Source organism: Wielerella bovis, assembly GCF_022354465.1.
GTDB classification, from domain to species: domain Bacteria; phylum Pseudomonadota; class Gammaproteobacteria; order Burkholderiales; family Neisseriaceae; genus Wielerella; species Wielerella bovis.
Map to the genome: position 1 here is coordinate 1,452,720 of NZ_CP092361.1, position 16,455 is coordinate 1,469,174.

Here is a 16,455-nt window from a genome sequence, read left to right on the forward strand (position 1 = left end):
TAGGGATTTTGCAAAGGTTTCATACTATGTGTACACGGCGGTCGCTGTACTGGTTTAAATTGAATTCACTATAATAGACTATACAATTTACCCTAAACATAAATAGGCAGCCTGAAAACCGTTTTCAGGCTGCCTATGAACGATTATTTGCGTTGATAATGCACCAAATCAAATGCAATACCATTGGCGGCAATGTGTTTAACACGCGTGATTTCGCGCCAATGTTGTGCAGAAAATTTGGGGAAAAACGTGTCGCCTTGTGGCGAAAGTTGTACTTCGGTTAAACGCAAATCAGTCGCCAATGGTAAAGCTTGGGCGTAAATTTGTGCGCCGCCCATAATGATGATTTCTGCTACTTCGCCACACGCTTGAATGGCATTGGGCAAATCGGCAAATACTTCCGCACCTGTTGCAATATATTCAGGCTGCCTCGAAATCACGATATTACGGCGATTGGGCAATGGTTTACGCGGCAAACTGTCCCATGTTTTGCGTCCCATAATCACAGGCTTGTTTGTGGTGTATTGTTTGAAAAATGCAAAATCTTCGGGTATATGCCATGGAATGTCATTATTTGCACCAATAACGCGATTGTGTGCGAGTGCGGCAATTAAGGTAATTTGGGTCATATTTTACTCATCAATCAACAAAAGGCAGCCTGAAAATCATAGTCGTTCAAAATAGAAATAAGACAAGGCGACAGCGACTGCTGTGTACATCTAGTACATAAGGGAGCTGGCAACACGGTATTATTTTTATTTTGAACGACTATCATTGGGCGAATATGTGTTTATTTTATTCGCCCACGCCAATTAAATCGGTTTCCAACGCGCCAAATAAACAATCACTGCCACAATCAACATGGCAAGGGCATACGCACCCCACCATTTTGTGCTACGCGGTTGCGCCCGAAAACAAATCACGCCCATGACAATATACGCCACCACCAGCAAGAGTTTGATGCCGAGCCATTTATGTGCGCCAAAAGGTTGCCAAGGAATAATGTGCATCATCAACATGCCTGAAAACAACAACATAGAGTCATTAATATGCGGCAAAATTTTTAAAACTTTTGGTAATGTTTTTTCAGGCTGCCTTGTACGCAACCAAAAGCGTAAATTAAATAATACCAAAGTGCTGACAACAAATAACAAATGAAAATGTTTAACAGGTAAATACAATGCGCTCATGTTTATTCTTTCGTAGTGGTTATTGAGATGTTTTTTGCGCCGCAGGTTTCACGGACACACCGTTAATTACTGCGGATTTCAATGTTAAATTGTAACGTTTGCCACCATCGGAATAACTAATCACGGCTGGCATATTACCCAAATCGCTCGCAAAAGCATATTGAACGGTACTGTCTTCACGTTTCATCGTAAATTGATTAACGGTGGTTTTCACACCATTTATACTCATTTTTTTGCTGCCAGCCACGTTCAGGCTGCCTACACGATACAATTTTTTACCATTGGTTACTTGCAGACCAGCAGGCAATTTGCCATCACTAAATGCAATTTGCCACGACAAGGTAAACAAATCCATTACGGTTGCATTGGTGCGCTGCGTATGTTTATCGCCACTTTTGCCCAAGAACACTTGTCCAGCCGAAAATCTAGCAGCCGCATATTCTTTGCCATTGCGTACATCACGATAATAAGACGGTTTGAGCATACCATTGACAATCTTACCGCCACTTTCAAAACGGATTTTGTATGCTGGCACATTGATATTCGCCGATACAGTATAGTTATCGCCATTGCGTTTAAAAGTCATGGTCGCAGGAATGCCCAAATTGCTGCGATAATTCAAAGTTGCTGATTGAGGTATATCCGCTGCCTGAGCAGTTGTTGTTAATAATGCACATACCACACCCGCAATCAAAGTTTGTTTCATCATTTTTTTCAATTCCTTTCATTTGTTTATTTTTCAGGCAGCCTTTTTATAGTGGATTCACTAAATCAGGACAAGGCGACAGCGACCGCCGTGTACACATAGTACATAAGGGAGCTGGCAACGCTGTACTGGTTTAAATTGAATTCACTATAAATCACAACAACAAAATGCAGCCTGAAAATATCACTTGCAAGATTTATGCCAATAATTGCGCTGCCGAATCGGATAGATTTTGTTTGATGACACGTTTGCCCTCAATTTTCAGGCTGCCTGATACAAAATCCGCCACCGCTTGTGGGAATAATTGATGCTCCACTTTCAACACACGCGCTGCCACATCATCTGCGGTATCGCCGTCCAAAATTGGCACAACGCCTTGTGCAATAATCGCACCATTGTCCAATACTTCGGTAACAAAATGAATGGTGCAACCAGCAATGCGACAACCTTCATCAATCGCGCGTTGATGCGTGTTCAGACCCGTGAACGATGGCAACAATGAAGGGTGAATATTGATGCAGCGATTTTCATAATGCCGACAAAATACGGGCGTCAAAATACGCATAAAACCTGCTAATACCACCAAATCTGGCGCGTATTGGTCAATCAATTGCATCATGGCACGGTCAAAATCTTCGCGACTGGCAAATTCTTTGTGATTGAGCGCGGCGGTGGCAATACCACGTTCTGCTGCCCATGCCAAACCTGCGGCATTGGGATTGTTGGACAACACGGCAGCAATGTTGGCATTAGGAATATTGGCATTCACGATGGATTGCATATTGCTGCCACGTCCTGAAATCAGGATAACAATGTTTTTCATATTTTAGTTCTTTCATAGTAATGATTTTTCAGGCAGCCTGAAACCTACCCCAGCCGCATCATTTCAATCTGTTCCAAACTGCGCCCCAAAAAACGCTCGCCAATCGTTTGAAAACGCAGCGGAATATCCGATACATAAAAGCGATAATCAGGCGTTTGCTCACTGGTATTGAGCAAACTCGCAGCAGCCAATGCCTGTGCCGTTGCTTCGGCAGTTGTAATGGAACTGTCTACCAATTCCAAATGTGGTACTTCTTGTTTAATCAACGGTTTTAAATGCGGAAAATGCGTACAACCCAAAATCAAAGTATCCACATCATCTGCCAAAATTGGTTTCAAATATTCACGCACCGTCAAACGCGTAACCTCGTGGTCAAGCCAGCCCTCCTCAACCAACGAAACAAGCAAAGGCGTAGCTTGTGATAACACCCGCGTATCAGGATTATGGGCATGAACCGCACGCGCATAAGCATTGCTATTGACAGTCGTATTGGTTGCAATCACACCAATATGATTATTGCGCGTAACTTTCAACGCCTCTTGCGCCCCTGCCTCAATCACGCTCAACACAGGCATATTACCCACCATTTGTTGCACTCGTTTATACGCCACCGCTGCAATCGTATTACACGCAATGACCAAAGATTTGACTTGATGTTGCAACAAAAACTCCACAATTTGCATGGTAAATTCTTCAATCGTATTGCGTGATTTCACGCCATAAGGCACACGCGCCGTATCGCCAAAATACACAATATTTTCATTGGGCAAACGCTCCATCAAAGCACGCACCACGGTCAAACCGCCCACGCCTGAGTCAAACACACCAATCGGTTGTTTACTGTTCATAATCCCACTTTCAGGCTGCCTGACCAACAGCCACATAAAAAAATTGTATTTTATACCAATCTTTATTCACACGCGAATACACTGTTTGCAATAGAGTCAATATTCAAAATGCAGCCTGAAAACCCCAATCTCATATTCAAAAATCGTGCAAAAAACCTTTTAATGGCGTATCATTCGCCTTCATTATTCTTTCAGGCTGCCTATCTAAACAAATGCAGCCTGAAACCCATCTTCAATCCACAAAGAGAGCCGAGATGAAACCAGTTTTTCTTGACTTTGAACAACCCATCGCAGAATTAACCAATAAAATTGAAGAGTTACGTTTTGTACAAGGCGATTCTGCCGTAGATATTTCCGATGAAATCGCCCGTTTGCAAAAGAAAAATCGGGAACTGACCAAATCCATTTTTGCCAAACTCACGCCTGCACAAATCTCACAAGTTTCACGCCACCCACAACGCCCTTACACGTTGGATTATATTGAAGCCTTGTGTACCGATTTCCAAGAATTGCATGGCGACCGACATTATGCTGATGACCACGCCATTGTTGGTGGACTCGCTCGTTTTGACGGACAAAGTGTCATGGTCATTGGACATCAAAAAGGACGCGATACCAAAGAAAAAATTTTACGCAATTTTGGTATGCCGCGCCCCGAAGGTTATCGCAAAGCCCTGCGCTTGATGCATCTTGCCGAAAAATTCAAAATTCCCGTGCTGACATTTGTGGATACCCCAGGTGCCTACCCTGGTATTGGCGCAGAAGAACGCAATCAATCCGAAGCAATCGGCAAAAATCTGTATGAATTGACACGTTTACGCGTGCCTGTAATTTGCACGATTATCGGCGAAGGCGGTTCAGGTGGCGCATTAGCCATTGCCGTTGGCGATTATGTGAACATGTTGCAATATTCCACTTACTCGGTCATTTCGCCTGAAGGTTGCGCCTCTATTTTGTGGAAAACCGCAGAAAAGGCACCCGAAGCGGCTGCTGCACTAGGCATCACTGCTGACCGTTTGCAAAAATTAAGCTTAATTGACCGCATAATTGACGAACCATTGGGCGGCGCACATCGCGATTATCCCGATATAATGAAACGTGTCAAAATAGTGATTGAACAACAATTACGCGAGGCACAAAATCTACCGCTAGACGATTTGCTGACACGTCGTTTTGACCGCATTATGGCTTATGGTCAATTTATTGAAAAAGATAAATAAAAAACTATTTTTCAGGCTGCCTTATATATTAAGGCAGCCTGAAAACATATTTCACTTGACTTACGTTTAATACTCTGTAAAATCCACGTTTCTTTTTTGAAGCCATCGTCTTCGACCTAGTTCATCAATCATGATGAAACTGTTTGAAAAACAATGCCGTATCAAACGGCATTTTTCTATTTTTGCAGGTTGTCGCCGATGTAACCACAGCTATCATTAAAGCTGCGACAACCTTGCTGTTAAATTTTTCTTACGCAATTTCATTTTTTACAGGAAAAACTTTCAGGCTGCCTATCAGCCATTTCCTATTTTGCGACTAATCATTTTCCAAGCTCCCATGCTTCTACGGCTGCCTGAAAGTCCATTTGGACAATGACAGGCAGAATGTTGTTGTTTTCCATAGGAAAAATTATGACGATTCAATTCGCCGACTTAAATTTAGATAAAAATATTCTTTCTGCATTAAAATCAGCAGGTTATAACAGCCCCACACCGATTCAAATGCAAGCCGTGCCAGCAGCTCTGCAAGGACGCGACATCATGGCTTCCGCGCAAACAGGTTCGGGTAAAACCGCCGCATTTTTGTTACCCAGCTTGCAAAAATTAACCAAACGCAGTGAAAAATCAGGCAAAGGTCCGCGCGTTTTGGTTTTGACACCGACACGTGAATTGGCTGCCCAAGTGGAAAAAAACGCACAAACTTACGCGCAAAACATGAAATGGTTGCGTACCGTAACTTTGGTGGGTGGTACATCTTTTGGTCAGCAAATCAAAGCATTGAGTCGTCCGATTGATGTGATTGTGGCAACCCCTGGACGCTTGATGGACCACATGCGCAGTGGTCGCATTGATTTTGACCGCTTGGAAATTTTGATTTTGGACGAAGCCGACCGTATGTTGGATATGGGTTTCATTGACGATATTGAAACCATCGTGGCAGCCACCCCAGAAGACCGCCAAACCTTGCTATTTTCCGCAACTTGGGACGGCGCAGTGGGCAAATTGGCACGCAAATTGACCCAAAATCCCGAAATTATTGAGATTGAACGCGAAGAAAAACAAGGCAAAATTGAAGAGCAATTGTTTTATTGTGATGACAAAAATCACAAAAATCGCTTGCTTGACCACATTTTGCGCGATGCGAACATTGACCAATGTGTGATTTTTACCTCCACCAAAGCGATGACAGAAGTGTTGGCGGACGAGTTGTACGAAAAAGGCTTTAATGCCAACTGTTTGCATGGCGATATGCCACAAGGTTGGCGCAATCGCACGCTGATGGATTTGCGCAAAGGGCGTTGCAAAATTTTGGTGGCGACCGATGTGGCAGCGCGTGGCATTGACATTCCCACAATCACCCACGTCATCAACTACGATTTGCCCAAACAAGCGGAAGATTATGTACACCGCATTGGGCGCACGGGTCGCGCTGGGCGCACGGGTTTGGCAATGAGCTTTGCTGAAGTAAACGAATACATGGCGGTACATAAAATTGAGCGTTACATTGAACGCAAGCTGCCTGAAACCGTGATTGAAGGCTTGGAACCCACGCGCAAACGCAACAAAAACGCAGAACGCAAACCACGCGGCAAAGGCGGTTTCGGTGGCGGTAAACGCGAAGGCGAGCGTTGGGGAGGTCGCCGTGATGGTGGCGACAAAAAACCGTATGGCGAGAAAAAATCCTTTGGCGGTAAACGCGCTGGCGGTTTCAAAAAAGACGGTGCCAAACGCGATGCTGGTTTTAAGAAAAGCAGTTTTCGCGGCAAACCCAAAACGAGTGGCACTAAATCGCGTGTTTGATTAATTTGAAATAAAAAATATTTTAAGACAGCCTGACAAACTTTGTAAAACCTGTTCAGGCTACCTAAAATTTCTATTTATATCCAAAAAAAATTTAAATATAGTGAATTCAATTTAAACCAGCACCGCGTTGCCAGCTCCCTTATGTACTCGGTGTACACGGCGGTCACTGTCGCCTTGTCCTGATTTAAATTGAATCCACTATAAAAACAAATTTCTTAAATATAAAAAATATCGAATTTAAGAATCCAACCTACTGTTTTAGATTTCGCAAAGGTTTCAGCCCGAGTATTTTTCACGAAGCATATATCTTCATGATATTTATACATATTCAAATATTATCTACTTTTTTTCCAAATTCATTTTATTCACTTCTCTTTTCAATTTATTTGCATCGCTTTACAATATCGCATCAAATTGCTTACTAAAATCTCAGTGAATCCTAGTTTGTTGCATCGCTCAAAGTCACAATAACAAAAAAGTTATTTAAATATCATAAATGTATATGATGCTTTGTGTTAAACATAATGTAAAAATGCCTCAAAAATTAGGGTTTACAAAGAAATTGTAAAACTGCAATTTTGATGTAACTTCAATATTCTTTAACTATTAGGAGAAAAATATGAACTTATTACAAAAAACATCCATTGCATTGATTTTATCTGCAATTTCACTATCTGCTGCAGCACATGGACCAAAAGTAAACTATACTCATCAAGGTGTGACTGCGATTGATATGAAAAACACGAACAAAGTGCGTTGGGTAACAGTAGAACAAATCCGAGACAGCCTGAAAAATACCCCACCCATTACAGTCAGCTTTGACGTAGATGATACCGTGTTAGTGTCATCACAATGCTTCTATTATGGTCGCAATACCTTTTCTCCAAATAGCTATGAATACCTGAAAAATCAAGCATTTTGGAATTATGTGGCTGATGGTTGCGATCGCAGCTCTATCCCTAAAGAATCCGCTGCTGCTTTGATTAAAATGCACCAAGAACGTGGCGACCAAGTCGTATTTATCACTGGTCGTACTGGTCATATCAACAACGATCCAACTCGTTTAGATGTATTGGGTACCATTCTGGAACGCACATTTGATGTAAAAAATATGCGACCTGTAAATTACACCCAAGATACTCCTGTTGCACCTTATTTGTATGACAAAACATATTACATTGTGAAAAATAAATCACAAATTCACTATGGCGATAGCAATGATGACGTTTTAGCGGCACGAGAAGCTGGTATCCGTGCTATCCGTGTGATTCGTACACCAGTTAGTACCAATCGCCCCTTACCCATCAACGGTGGCTATGGTGAAGAAGTTTTGATAGATTCATCTTATTAATTTTAAGGCAGCCTGAAAACTATTTTTCAGGCTGCCTATTTCATTTTATAGTGAATTCACTAAACCAGTACAGCGTTGCCAGCTCCCTTATGTACTATGTGTACACGGCGGTCGCTGTCGCCTTGTCCTGATTTAAATTGAATCCACTATATTTTAACGCGAACTCGGGATAAGAAATTTCATAAAAATTAAAGGGCAAACGTGATAATCTATTGTTTGCACACAACCAAGTATCACGAAAGCCCTTTAACATGGATTATCTTACCGCACTTTTCTGCCAAATTGATGATTTTTGCAAAGAATTTGAACCCAAATTCAATAGCAAATTGATTAAAAACAATAAAATTCGTAATAGACCAAGTTGTATCAGTACCGCAGAAATCATGACCGTACTGATTGCTTTTCATCAATATCGCATGCGTGATTTCAAAACCTATTACCAATGGCAAGTCCAATCCATTTGGCAGCGAGACTGCCCCAATATGCCCAGCTACAACCGCTTTTTGGAACTGGCTACACGAGCCTTACCTGCTATGTTGGTATTTTTAACCACCCAAATGGGCAAATGCACAGGTATAGGTGTGGTGGATTCAACCACTTTGTCGGTTTGCCACAATCGCCGTATTCACTCGCATAAAGTGTTTAAAAACATCGCGCAAAGGGGCAAAAGCAGTACAGGCTGGTTTTACGGTTTCAAATTGCATGCGGTATTTAACCACTTGGGTGAGCTGGTCAATTTTTGCTTAACCGCAGGCAATGTGGATGACCGTCAAGGTTTAAAACAAATGGCAAAGCACCTATTCGGCATTTTGGTGGCGGATAGGGGCTATATTGGAAAAGATTTAAGTGATTGGCTTAAAGAGAAATATGGCATTACTTTACTAACGGGTATCAAAAAAGGCATGAAACCCAAACAATACACAAGTGAGCAGAAAAAGCTGCTTAAAAAACGTGGTGTTATAGAAACCATTTTTGGGCAACTGAAAAATTTGTGTCAAATTGAACATACTTGGCATCGTTTGGAGCGTGGTTTTATCTTGAATTTGATTTCAGGTTTGACTGCCTATTGCCTGTTTCCTTATAAGCCAATGATGTTTGGGAAAAAGTCTTTGTTACCAATGAAGTAAGAAAGGCTTATCCCGAGTTCGCGTTATTTTAAATTTTCACAATTTCCAATTCACATGAACCAACATGTTGCCAAAGCGCTTGACTCATCGCAACGTGTCCGCCATGTTCTGTACAGACAAGAACCGCACGTTTTACTTCATCTGTTGTACGACCACTCATACGCAATAAATTAATGGCAACTTGCAATGGTGGCAAACTCGGATTATATGCGGCATTTTCAGCATATCGCCCTGTAAACACCTCATCTCCTGTATCCAAAGCAACGCCAGCATAAGCTTTGCTATATGGCGCATAACAACTTTGGGCAGCCTGAAAAGCGGCTTGGATTAATGTATCTGCATCATTTAAAGCAGGAAGTGAATGATGTACATCATCTAATAAACGTTCCGTCATACCCAAATCTTTGGGAGAAAAACTATCGGGTAAAAAATCAGAGAGCAAATTATCACGACTGTGTGGTAAATGAATCCGCAGTGACTCAGCGCCTCGTAATTCATTCAAAAATTGGCGGCAATGCCCGCATGGCGTGTAATTTACCACAATATCGGTAATTTGTTTCGCCCCTCGTTGCCACGCGTGTGAAATTGCACTTTGTTCAGCATGAACAGTTTGCCCCATGCTAGCTTCTGAACATTCCTGATTCGCACCAAAATAAAAATGACCATCAACGTCAATCGCAATCGCACCCACATGAAATTGTGATACAGGAACAACGGCTAAGTGTGCTGCTTCTGGCAATAAAGATAACGCAAATGCAATTTTGTCGCCATTAAAAGTATCGATTTGCTGATTTATGTCATAATTTGTCAAAAAACTGCGTAACATAAGCATTCCTTATGTAGTTAAATGAAGTAAAATTTAGTATGATTATACACTCAATCCGATTCTAAATCCCGTATTCATCAAATTTATGATGATACTAACCGTATGGAGAATTTTCAATCATGGGTATACTCAATAGTTTGCTCGGCATGGTTGCATTGATTACCATTGCCATTGCATTATCTAAACATCGTAAAGCAATTAATAAACGCACCGTTGGTGTGGCATTTGCCATTCAATTTTTACTGGGGGCATTGGTTTTATACGTTCCAATTGGACGTTCCATTTTGGAGACCATGTCCAACGGCGTTTCCAAGGTATTAAGTTACGGTAATCAAGGCGTATCGTTTGTATTTGGCGGCTTGGTGGACAGTAAAATGTTTGAATTATTTGGTGGTAACGGTTTTATTTTTGCCTTCCGCGTACTGCCAATGATTATCTTCTTTTCCGCATTGATTTCTGTGTTGTATTACTTGGGTATTATGGCATGGGTAGTTAAAGCCCTAGGTGGCGTATTGCAAAAAGCACTAGGCACATCGCGTGCCGAAAGTTTGTCAGCAGCGGCAAATGTCTTTGTTGGACAAACCGAAGCTCCTTTGGTTGTTAAACCTTTTATCCATAAAATGACACAATCAGAATTATTCGCCATTATGACAGGTGGTTTGGCATCTATTGCTGGTTCTGTATTAGGCGGTTATGCGGCAATGGGTGTGCCCTTACCTTATTTGTTAGCCGCATCATTTATGGCGGCACCAGGGGGATTATTGTTTGCTAAATTAATGCATCCCGAAACAGAAACTCCTCAAGAAATCAGCAACGATAGCATCAGCTTCGTTGGCGAGGGAGAAACACCACCTTCCAATGTCATTGATGCCGCAGCAGCTGGTGCATCCATTGGTATGCAAATCGCCCTCAATGTTGGCGCAATGTTGATTGCTTTCGTCGGTATCATCGCCTTGTTTAATGGCATGATTGGCGGTATTGGTGGCTGGTTGAATATGCCTGATTTATCATTAGAAAAAATCTTGGGTTGGTTATTCTCTCCATTAGCATGGTTAATTGGTGCACCTTGGGCTGATGCACAAGTCGCTGGTTCATTTATTGGACAAAAATTAGTGGTAAACGAATTTGTTGCCTATTCTGAATTCACCAATTACATCACAAACACCAGCTTGCCCGCATTAAATGCCAAAACTCAAGCCATTATTTCATTTGCCTTGTGTGGCTTTGCTAACTTGGGTTCAATTGCCATTTTGGTAGGTGGCTTATCTATCATGGCACCCAACCGCCGTGGCGACATTGCCAAAATGGGTGTACGCGCACTGATTGCAGGTACATTATCTAACTTGATGAGTGCCACCATTGCAGGTTTATTTATCGGTTTGACTATGTGATAAAGTTTCAGGCTGCCTATAAACCCAATAATGCAGCCTGAAAACCTATTTTCAAACAATAGTCGGCTCAAATAAAAATAATACTGCGTTGCCAGCTCCCTTATGTATTAGATGTACACAGCGGTCGCTGTCGCCTTGTCTTATTTCTATTTTAACCAGCTATACAAAGGATTTAATCATGCTGATTCAAGAAATCATACGCAAAAAACGCGACAATCAAACTTTAACACGCGAAGAAATTCAATTTTATAGCCAAGGTGTAACCGACGGCAGCATCAGCGAAGGACAAATTGCCGCCATGTGCATGGCAATCTATTTCAATAAACTCAACTTAGATGAACGCACCGAACTTACACTTGCCATGCGCGATAGTGGTGACAACCTGAATTGGGACAAATATCATCTCAATGCCCCAATCTTGGATAAACACTCCACAGGCGGCGTAGGCGATGTTGTATCACTCATGCTGGCACCCATGCTTGCCGCATGTGGCGGATTTGTTCCCATGATTGCAGGACGTGGCTTGGGACACACTGGTGGCACATTGGACAAATTGGAAAGCATCAAAGGCTTTGATATTTTTCCCTCTCCGCAAAAAATGCAAGAACTGGTCAAACAAATTGGCTGTGTCATTGTCGGACAAACAGGTAATCTCGCTCCAGCCGACCGCAAAATCTACGCAACTCGCGATGTAACCGCTACCGTAGAAAGCATTGATTTAATTACGGCATCTATTTTGTCTAAAAAATTAGCAGAAGGCTTAACTAGCCTTGTTATGGATGTAAAAGTAGGTAGTGGCGCATTCATGCCTACTTACGAACTTTCCAAACAACTGGCACAAAGTATCGCTGCCGTTGCCACCCACGCAGGCTGCCAAACCACCGCTCTGCTTACCGATATGAACGAAGTGCTTGCCAGCAGCGCGGGCAATGCCGTTGAAGTGCGCGAAGCTGTACGCTATTTGCGAAATGAAGGTACACGCAATCCACGCTTGCATGAAATCACACTAGCATTGGGTGCAGAAGCCTTGGTAAACGGAAAACTTGCCGCCACTCGCGAAGAAGCACGTCAAAAATTGCAAAATGTATTAGACAACGGCAAAGCCTATGAAATTTTTGAGAAAATGGTTATCGCGCAAGGCGGGCACACCCAATTTGACCAACTACCTACTGCCACCGTAATTAAACCCGTATTCGCACAAAATGAAGGTTACATTCAAGCAATGAATACACGCGATATTGGTATTGCCGTTATCAATTTAGGCGGTGGACGACGCATTGCCAGCGATGAAATTGACCACAGCGTTGGCTTTGACGAAATTTTACCTATTGGTAGCAAAGTTCATCCTGATACACCATTGGCAATGATTCACGCTAAAAATGAAGACGCATGGCAAGCCGCTGCACAAGCCTATCGTGCGGCACTTACCATTGGCGAAACGCAGCCTGAAAACCGTCCAATCGTGTATGAAACATTAACTGCATAATGTTTTCAGGCTGAAACCTTTGTAAAACCCCAGATTTGAGCGCCGTTCAAAGCGATAGTATCGCAAAACGCGCAGACATATCATGTAGATAGGCAAGCGTTTGAGAAACGCATCGCGCAGAAATGTGCCAAAGATGGGATTTTGCAAAGGTTTCAGGCTGCCTATAAATAATAGGCAGCCTGAAAACCCAATGATTAAAAAATTATGTGTCATCCCGACACACCATTTCAACTGTTAGAACCTGTATTCATAAGATTAATTGCTTGATTTTATTGCCAATTTTTGCGGATACAAGGTGACTTTTCATACCAATATTGAACATATTGGCATGAAAAGTTAACGCAGTAGGCGCATAAAGTGGCGATAAAAGCAAGTTATTAAGATTGTGAATACAGGTTCTTATTTCAATAAGGAAAAAATTATGGCAACACCCCATATTTCTGCTGAAACAGGTGCATTTGCTCAAACCGTTTTGATGCCAGGTGACCCATTACGCGCCAAATATATTGCTGAAACTTTTTTAGAAAATGCAGAACAAGTAACCGCTGTGCGTAATATGTACGGCTACACAGGTACTTATAAAGGCAAACACTTATCCATCATGGCTCATGGTATGGGCATTCCCTCTTGCTCCATTTACGCCAAAGAATTGATTACCGAATATGGCGTGAAAAACATTATTCGCGTGGGTTCATGCGGTGCTGTTTTGGATGATGTGCATGTACGCGATGTTGTTATTGGCATGGGGGCGAGTACCGACAGCAACGTCAATCGTATGCGTTTCCGTAACCACGATTTTGCCGCACTTGCCGATTTTGGCATTGTACAAGCCTTGGTTCAGGCTGCTGCTAACAATCAAATTTCTGTTAAAGTAGGCAATCTGTTTTCATCTGATTTATTCTATCATCCTGATACTCAAATGACGGAAACTTTACGCAAATATGGTATTTTGGGCGTAGAAATGGAGGCAGCAGGCATTTATGGCGTAGCAGCTGAATTTGGTGCAAAAGCGGCAACCATTTGTACCGTATCCGACCATATTGTGCGCGAAGAATATACATCTGCCGAAGAACGTCAATTAACGTTTAACGATATGATTAAAATTGCATTAGATGCAGCCATTACTTTGTAACATATTATTTTAAACAAATAGATACAAAAAGGCAGCCTGAAACTTTTACACAAGCTATTCAGGCTGCCTGAAAATTCATCTGCGTTTTGCTTTGGGCGATGTTTTCTTTTTGCTGGGTGCGGCTTGAATGTCCGCCACTTTGATTTCAAAAATCAACATGGAATTGGGTTGAATGGCTGCGCTCGGCATTTCGCCATACGCCAAATTGGTGGGAACAAACAAGGTGTATTCACCCCCTTTTTGCATCAGTTGCAAGCCTTCAACCAAGCCTGCAATCAGACTATGTCGGGACAATTCAACGGTAACGGGCTGTTCATGGGTTTGGTTAACCACTGTGCCGTCCAACAATTTGCCTGTGTAAAACACGCTCACGGTATCGCCCAATTTCACGCGTGCGCCCGAACCTGCTTTATCCACACGATATTGCAAACCCGATGCGGTGGTGTGAATGCCCGCTTGCGTTTTGTTTTGCGCCAAAAATTGCTCGCCTTGGGTCAAATTTTCTTGCGCAATTTGAGTGTGGTACGCCATCACTTTTTCTACAATGGCATTGTGCAATTCACTTTTCTGCTGTTCGTTTACGCGAGCAGCTTTATTGTCCAACGCATCTTGCAATCCGTTGAAAACTTCCTGCTTATCTAATGACATAAATGTATTAAGCTGTGGGTAAAACGTTGTCGCCGCTTCATAGCCCATTAAATAGCTCCAATCTTTTTGCTGCTGTGCCGATAATTTCACATCATCATCGGCAAACGCCAAACCGCTTGCCGCCACCAAAATCATCGCCAAAAATGTTTTTTTCATCTTAAAATACCTTTCAGGCTGCCTGAAACGCTGTTCAGCACAGCCAAAATCAAAAATCACAAACGCACTTCAATCCCAGCCGCTTGCATGGCTAATTTTGCTTCGCGTATGCTCACTTCGCCAAAATGGAAAATGCTGGCTGCCAACACCGCGTCCGCTTTGCCTTGCAACACGCCTTCCACCAAATGTTGCACATTGCCCACGCCACCCGATGCAATCACGGGAATGTCCACCGCTTCCGAAATCGCGCGTGTGAGCGGCAAATTGAAACCGATTTTCGTGCCGTCTCTGTCCATGGAAGTTAAAAGGATTTCGCCTGCGCCACGCGCTTGCATTTCACGCGCCCATTCTACTGCGTCCAAACCTGTGTCTTTTCTGCCGCCGTGCGTGAACACGTCCCAGCGCGAATTTTCGGTATTGACGGCTTTCGCATCAATCGCCACCACAATCGCTTGTGAACCGAAAAACGCGCTCGCTTCGCTGACCAAATCGGGGTTGGTAACGGCAGCAGTGTTGATGCTGACTTTGTCCGCGCCCGCATTGAGCAAACGGCGAATGTCCGCCACGCTGCGCACGCCACCGCCCACCGTGAGCGGAATAAACACTTGGCTCGCCACTTCTTCTATGACGTGCAAAATGGTGTCGCGGTTGTCGCTGCTGGCTGTGATGTCCAAGAATGTGATTTCGTCTGCGCCTTCATCGTTGTAGCGTTTGGCGACATCTACGGGGTTGCCTGCATCGCGCAAACCCAAAAAATTCACGCCTTTGACCACGCGACCTTTTTCTACGTCTAAACAGGGGATAATGCGTTTGGCTAACATGATTTATCCTTTCTCAAATATATATTTTTGTTTTTATAAAATATAGCTTTCAGGCTGCCTAATATTCAAAGGCAGCCTGAAAATATATTTCATGAACGATGGATTAATGAAAAAACGGTTCTGGATTGACGGATTTCCCATTTATACGAACTTCAAAATGTAGCGCGTTTTGCCCATCTGCACGCCCCGAATTGCCAACGGTCGCAATCGTTTGACCAGCAACAACACGCGAACCATTGGGCACAAGCAAACTATCATTATTGCCATATGCGGTCAGCAATGTGTTACTGTGGCGTACCAGCAATAATTTGCCATAACCTTGCACACCTTCTCCTGCATAAATCACCACGCCATCTGCTGCCGCTTTCACAGGCATACCACGTTGCGCCACAATATCAATACCAAAATTATTGTTACCATAAGTTCGAATCACAAATCCATTCACAGGCATTTGCAATTTTTGTACTTGCGCTGTTGTTTGTTGTGTTTTCGGTTGTCCTTGCTGCACTTGTGCCGCCCGAGTTACCGCGCTGCGTTTACGCGCACTAGCTGACACTTGCAAAATTTGTCCACTAAAAATTTTACTGTCCGACAGTTTATTCCATTGCTGCAAATCCGAAACAGGTACACCAAAACGCTGGCTAATACGGTACAAAGTATCGCCCGATTGCACACAATAATAACCACGCGCAGGCTTTTGACAAGTCATGGTTTTAGTTTGATTAGCACACGCTGACAGCAATAATGTCGCGGTCAACATAGAAAATAAAGTTAAACGTTTCATAAAATCAATCAAAAAAATAATAAAATGTGTTTTCAGGCTGCCTTTTATACCTAGGGCAGCCTGAAAAAATAATTTGTTTCATTATAACCACCTTTACCGCATTTTACACCCCAAAATAAGCATAATCACTTGTAATCTGCCCT

The 16,455-nt window shown here is 42.8% G+C and carries 17 protein-coding genes; 7 read left to right on the plus strand and 10 right to left on the minus strand.

Annotated features, from left to right (window positions below; translation table 11 throughout):
• Positions 1 to 143: 143 nt before the first annotated feature.
• The 5 genes from MIS45_RS07090 to murI all read right to left on the minus strand — a co-directional run bounded on the left by MIS45_RS07090 (position 144) and on the right by murI (position 3,603).
• On the minus strand, positions 144 to 629 hold the full coding sequence (locus MIS45_RS07090; RefSeq protein WP_249448104.1) for a dihydrofolate reductase: 486 nt from the start codon (positions 627 to 629) through the stop codon (positions 144 to 146).
• A gap of 183 nt (positions 630 to 812) precedes the next feature.
• On the minus strand, positions 813 to 1,190 hold the full coding sequence (locus tag MIS45_RS07095; RefSeq protein ID WP_249441959.1) for a SirB2 family protein: 378 nt from the start codon (positions 1,188 to 1,190) through the stop codon (positions 813 to 815).
• Positions 1,191 to 1,209: 19 nt separating this feature from the next.
• On the minus strand, positions 1,210 to 1,899 hold the full coding sequence (locus MIS45_RS07100) for a DUF3108 domain-containing protein (RefSeq protein WP_430472126.1): 690 nt from the start codon (positions 1,897 to 1,899) through the stop codon (positions 1,210 to 1,212).
• Positions 1,900 to 2,092: 193 nt separating this feature from the next.
• Entirely contained in the window at positions 2,093 to 2,719 is a 627-nt protein-coding gene (gene purN, locus MIS45_RS07105) for a phosphoribosylglycinamide formyltransferase (protein WP_249450020.1), read from the minus strand.
• A gap of 44 nt (positions 2,720 to 2,763) precedes the next feature.
• Positions 2,764 to 3,603: a glutamate racemase gene (gene murI / locus MIS45_RS07110; RefSeq protein WP_430472142.1), complete on the minus strand. Its 840-nt coding sequence runs from the start codon at positions 3,601 to 3,603 to the stop codon at positions 2,764 to 2,766.
• Positions 3,604 to 3,821: 218 nt separating this feature from the next.
• On the opposite strand from murI, the gene MIS45_RS07115 reads away from it, so the two are divergent.
• From MIS45_RS07115 to MIS45_RS07130, 4 genes are all read left to right on the plus strand, one after another.
• Positions 3,822 to 4,787, plus strand: a complete 966-nt coding sequence (locus tag MIS45_RS07115; protein WP_249441961.1) for an acetyl-CoA carboxylase carboxyltransferase subunit alpha — start codon at positions 3,822 to 3,824, stop codon at positions 4,785 to 4,787.
• Positions 4,788 to 5,198: 411 nt separating this feature from the next.
• A complete protein-coding gene (locus tag MIS45_RS07120) occupies positions 5,199 to 6,587 on the plus strand; it encodes a DEAD/DEAH box helicase (RefSeq protein WP_249450021.1) in 1,389 nt (462 codons plus the stop codon).
• A 622-nt stretch (positions 6,588 to 7,209) separates the two neighbouring features.
• Complete coding sequence (aphA, locus tag MIS45_RS07125) at positions 7,210 to 7,941, plus strand: acid phosphatase AphA (RefSeq protein WP_249441963.1); 732 nt, start codon at positions 7,210 to 7,212, stop codon at positions 7,939 to 7,941.
• A 251-nt stretch (positions 7,942 to 8,192) separates the two neighbouring features.
• Positions 8,193 to 9,068 carry an IS982 family transposase gene (locus tag MIS45_RS07130; protein WP_249450022.1) on the plus strand — a complete coding sequence of 292 codons (876 nt, stop codon included), beginning with the start codon at positions 8,193 to 8,195 and terminating at the stop codon, positions 9,066 to 9,068.
• A 28-nt stretch (positions 9,069 to 9,096) separates the two neighbouring features.
• Here the strand turns inward: MIS45_RS07130 and cdd are convergent, their stop codons facing one another.
• Positions 9,097 to 9,894: a cytidine deaminase gene (gene cdd, locus MIS45_RS07135; protein ID WP_249450023.1), complete on the minus strand. Its 798-nt coding sequence runs from the start codon at positions 9,892 to 9,894 to the stop codon at positions 9,097 to 9,099.
• A 119-nt stretch (positions 9,895 to 10,013) separates the two neighbouring features.
• Between cdd and MIS45_RS07140 the strand changes: the two genes are divergently transcribed.
• Together MIS45_RS07140 and deoA are read left to right on the plus strand one after the other, a co-directional pair.
• The gene (locus MIS45_RS07140) at positions 10,014 to 11,285 is read left to right on the plus strand and encodes a NupC/NupG family nucleoside CNT transporter (RefSeq protein WP_249448113.1); all 1,272 of its coding nucleotides are present in this window, start codon (positions 10,014 to 10,016) and stop codon (positions 11,283 to 11,285) included.
• Between the two features lie 178 nt (positions 11,286 to 11,463).
• The gene (gene deoA, locus MIS45_RS07145; RefSeq protein WP_249450024.1) at positions 11,464 to 12,771 is read left to right on the plus strand and encodes a thymidine phosphorylase; all 1,308 of its coding nucleotides are present in this window, start codon (positions 11,464 to 11,466) and stop codon (positions 12,769 to 12,771) included.
• Here deoA and MIS45_RS07150 read toward each other — a convergent pair.
• On the minus strand, positions 12,760 to 12,984 hold the full coding sequence (locus MIS45_RS07150; protein WP_249450025.1) for a hypothetical protein: 225 nt from the start codon (positions 12,982 to 12,984) through the stop codon (positions 12,760 to 12,762). The two genes, deoA and MIS45_RS07150, sit on opposite strands and share 12 nt — an antisense overlap.
• Positions 12,985 to 13,192: 208 nt before the next feature.
• On the opposite strand from MIS45_RS07150, the gene deoD reads away from it, so the two are divergent.
• Positions 13,193 to 13,903 carry a purine-nucleoside phosphorylase gene (gene deoD, locus MIS45_RS07155; protein WP_249450026.1) on the plus strand — a complete coding sequence of 237 codons (711 nt, stop codon included), beginning with the start codon at positions 13,193 to 13,195 and terminating at the stop codon, positions 13,901 to 13,903.
• Positions 13,904 to 13,978: 75 nt separating this feature from the next.
• On the opposite strand, the gene MIS45_RS07160 is transcribed toward deoD, so the two are convergent.
• From MIS45_RS07160 to MIS45_RS07170, 3 genes are all read right to left on the minus strand, one after another.
• Positions 13,979 to 14,707, minus strand: coding sequence for an FKBP-type peptidyl-prolyl cis-trans isomerase (locus tag MIS45_RS07160; protein WP_249450027.1), 729 nt, complete (start codon positions 14,705 to 14,707; stop codon positions 13,979 to 13,981).
• 56 nt (positions 14,708 to 14,763) lie between these two features.
• Complete coding sequence (gene hisF / locus MIS45_RS07165) at positions 14,764 to 15,528, minus strand: imidazole glycerol phosphate synthase subunit HisF (RefSeq protein ID WP_249450028.1); 765 nt, start codon at positions 15,526 to 15,528, stop codon at positions 14,764 to 14,766.
• A gap of 103 nt (positions 15,529 to 15,631) precedes the next feature.
• Positions 15,632 to 16,312: a M23 family metallopeptidase gene (locus MIS45_RS07170; RefSeq protein ID WP_249450029.1), complete on the minus strand. Its 681-nt coding sequence runs from the start codon at positions 16,310 to 16,312 to the stop codon at positions 15,632 to 15,634.
• Positions 16,313 to 16,455 lie beyond the last annotated feature (143 nt).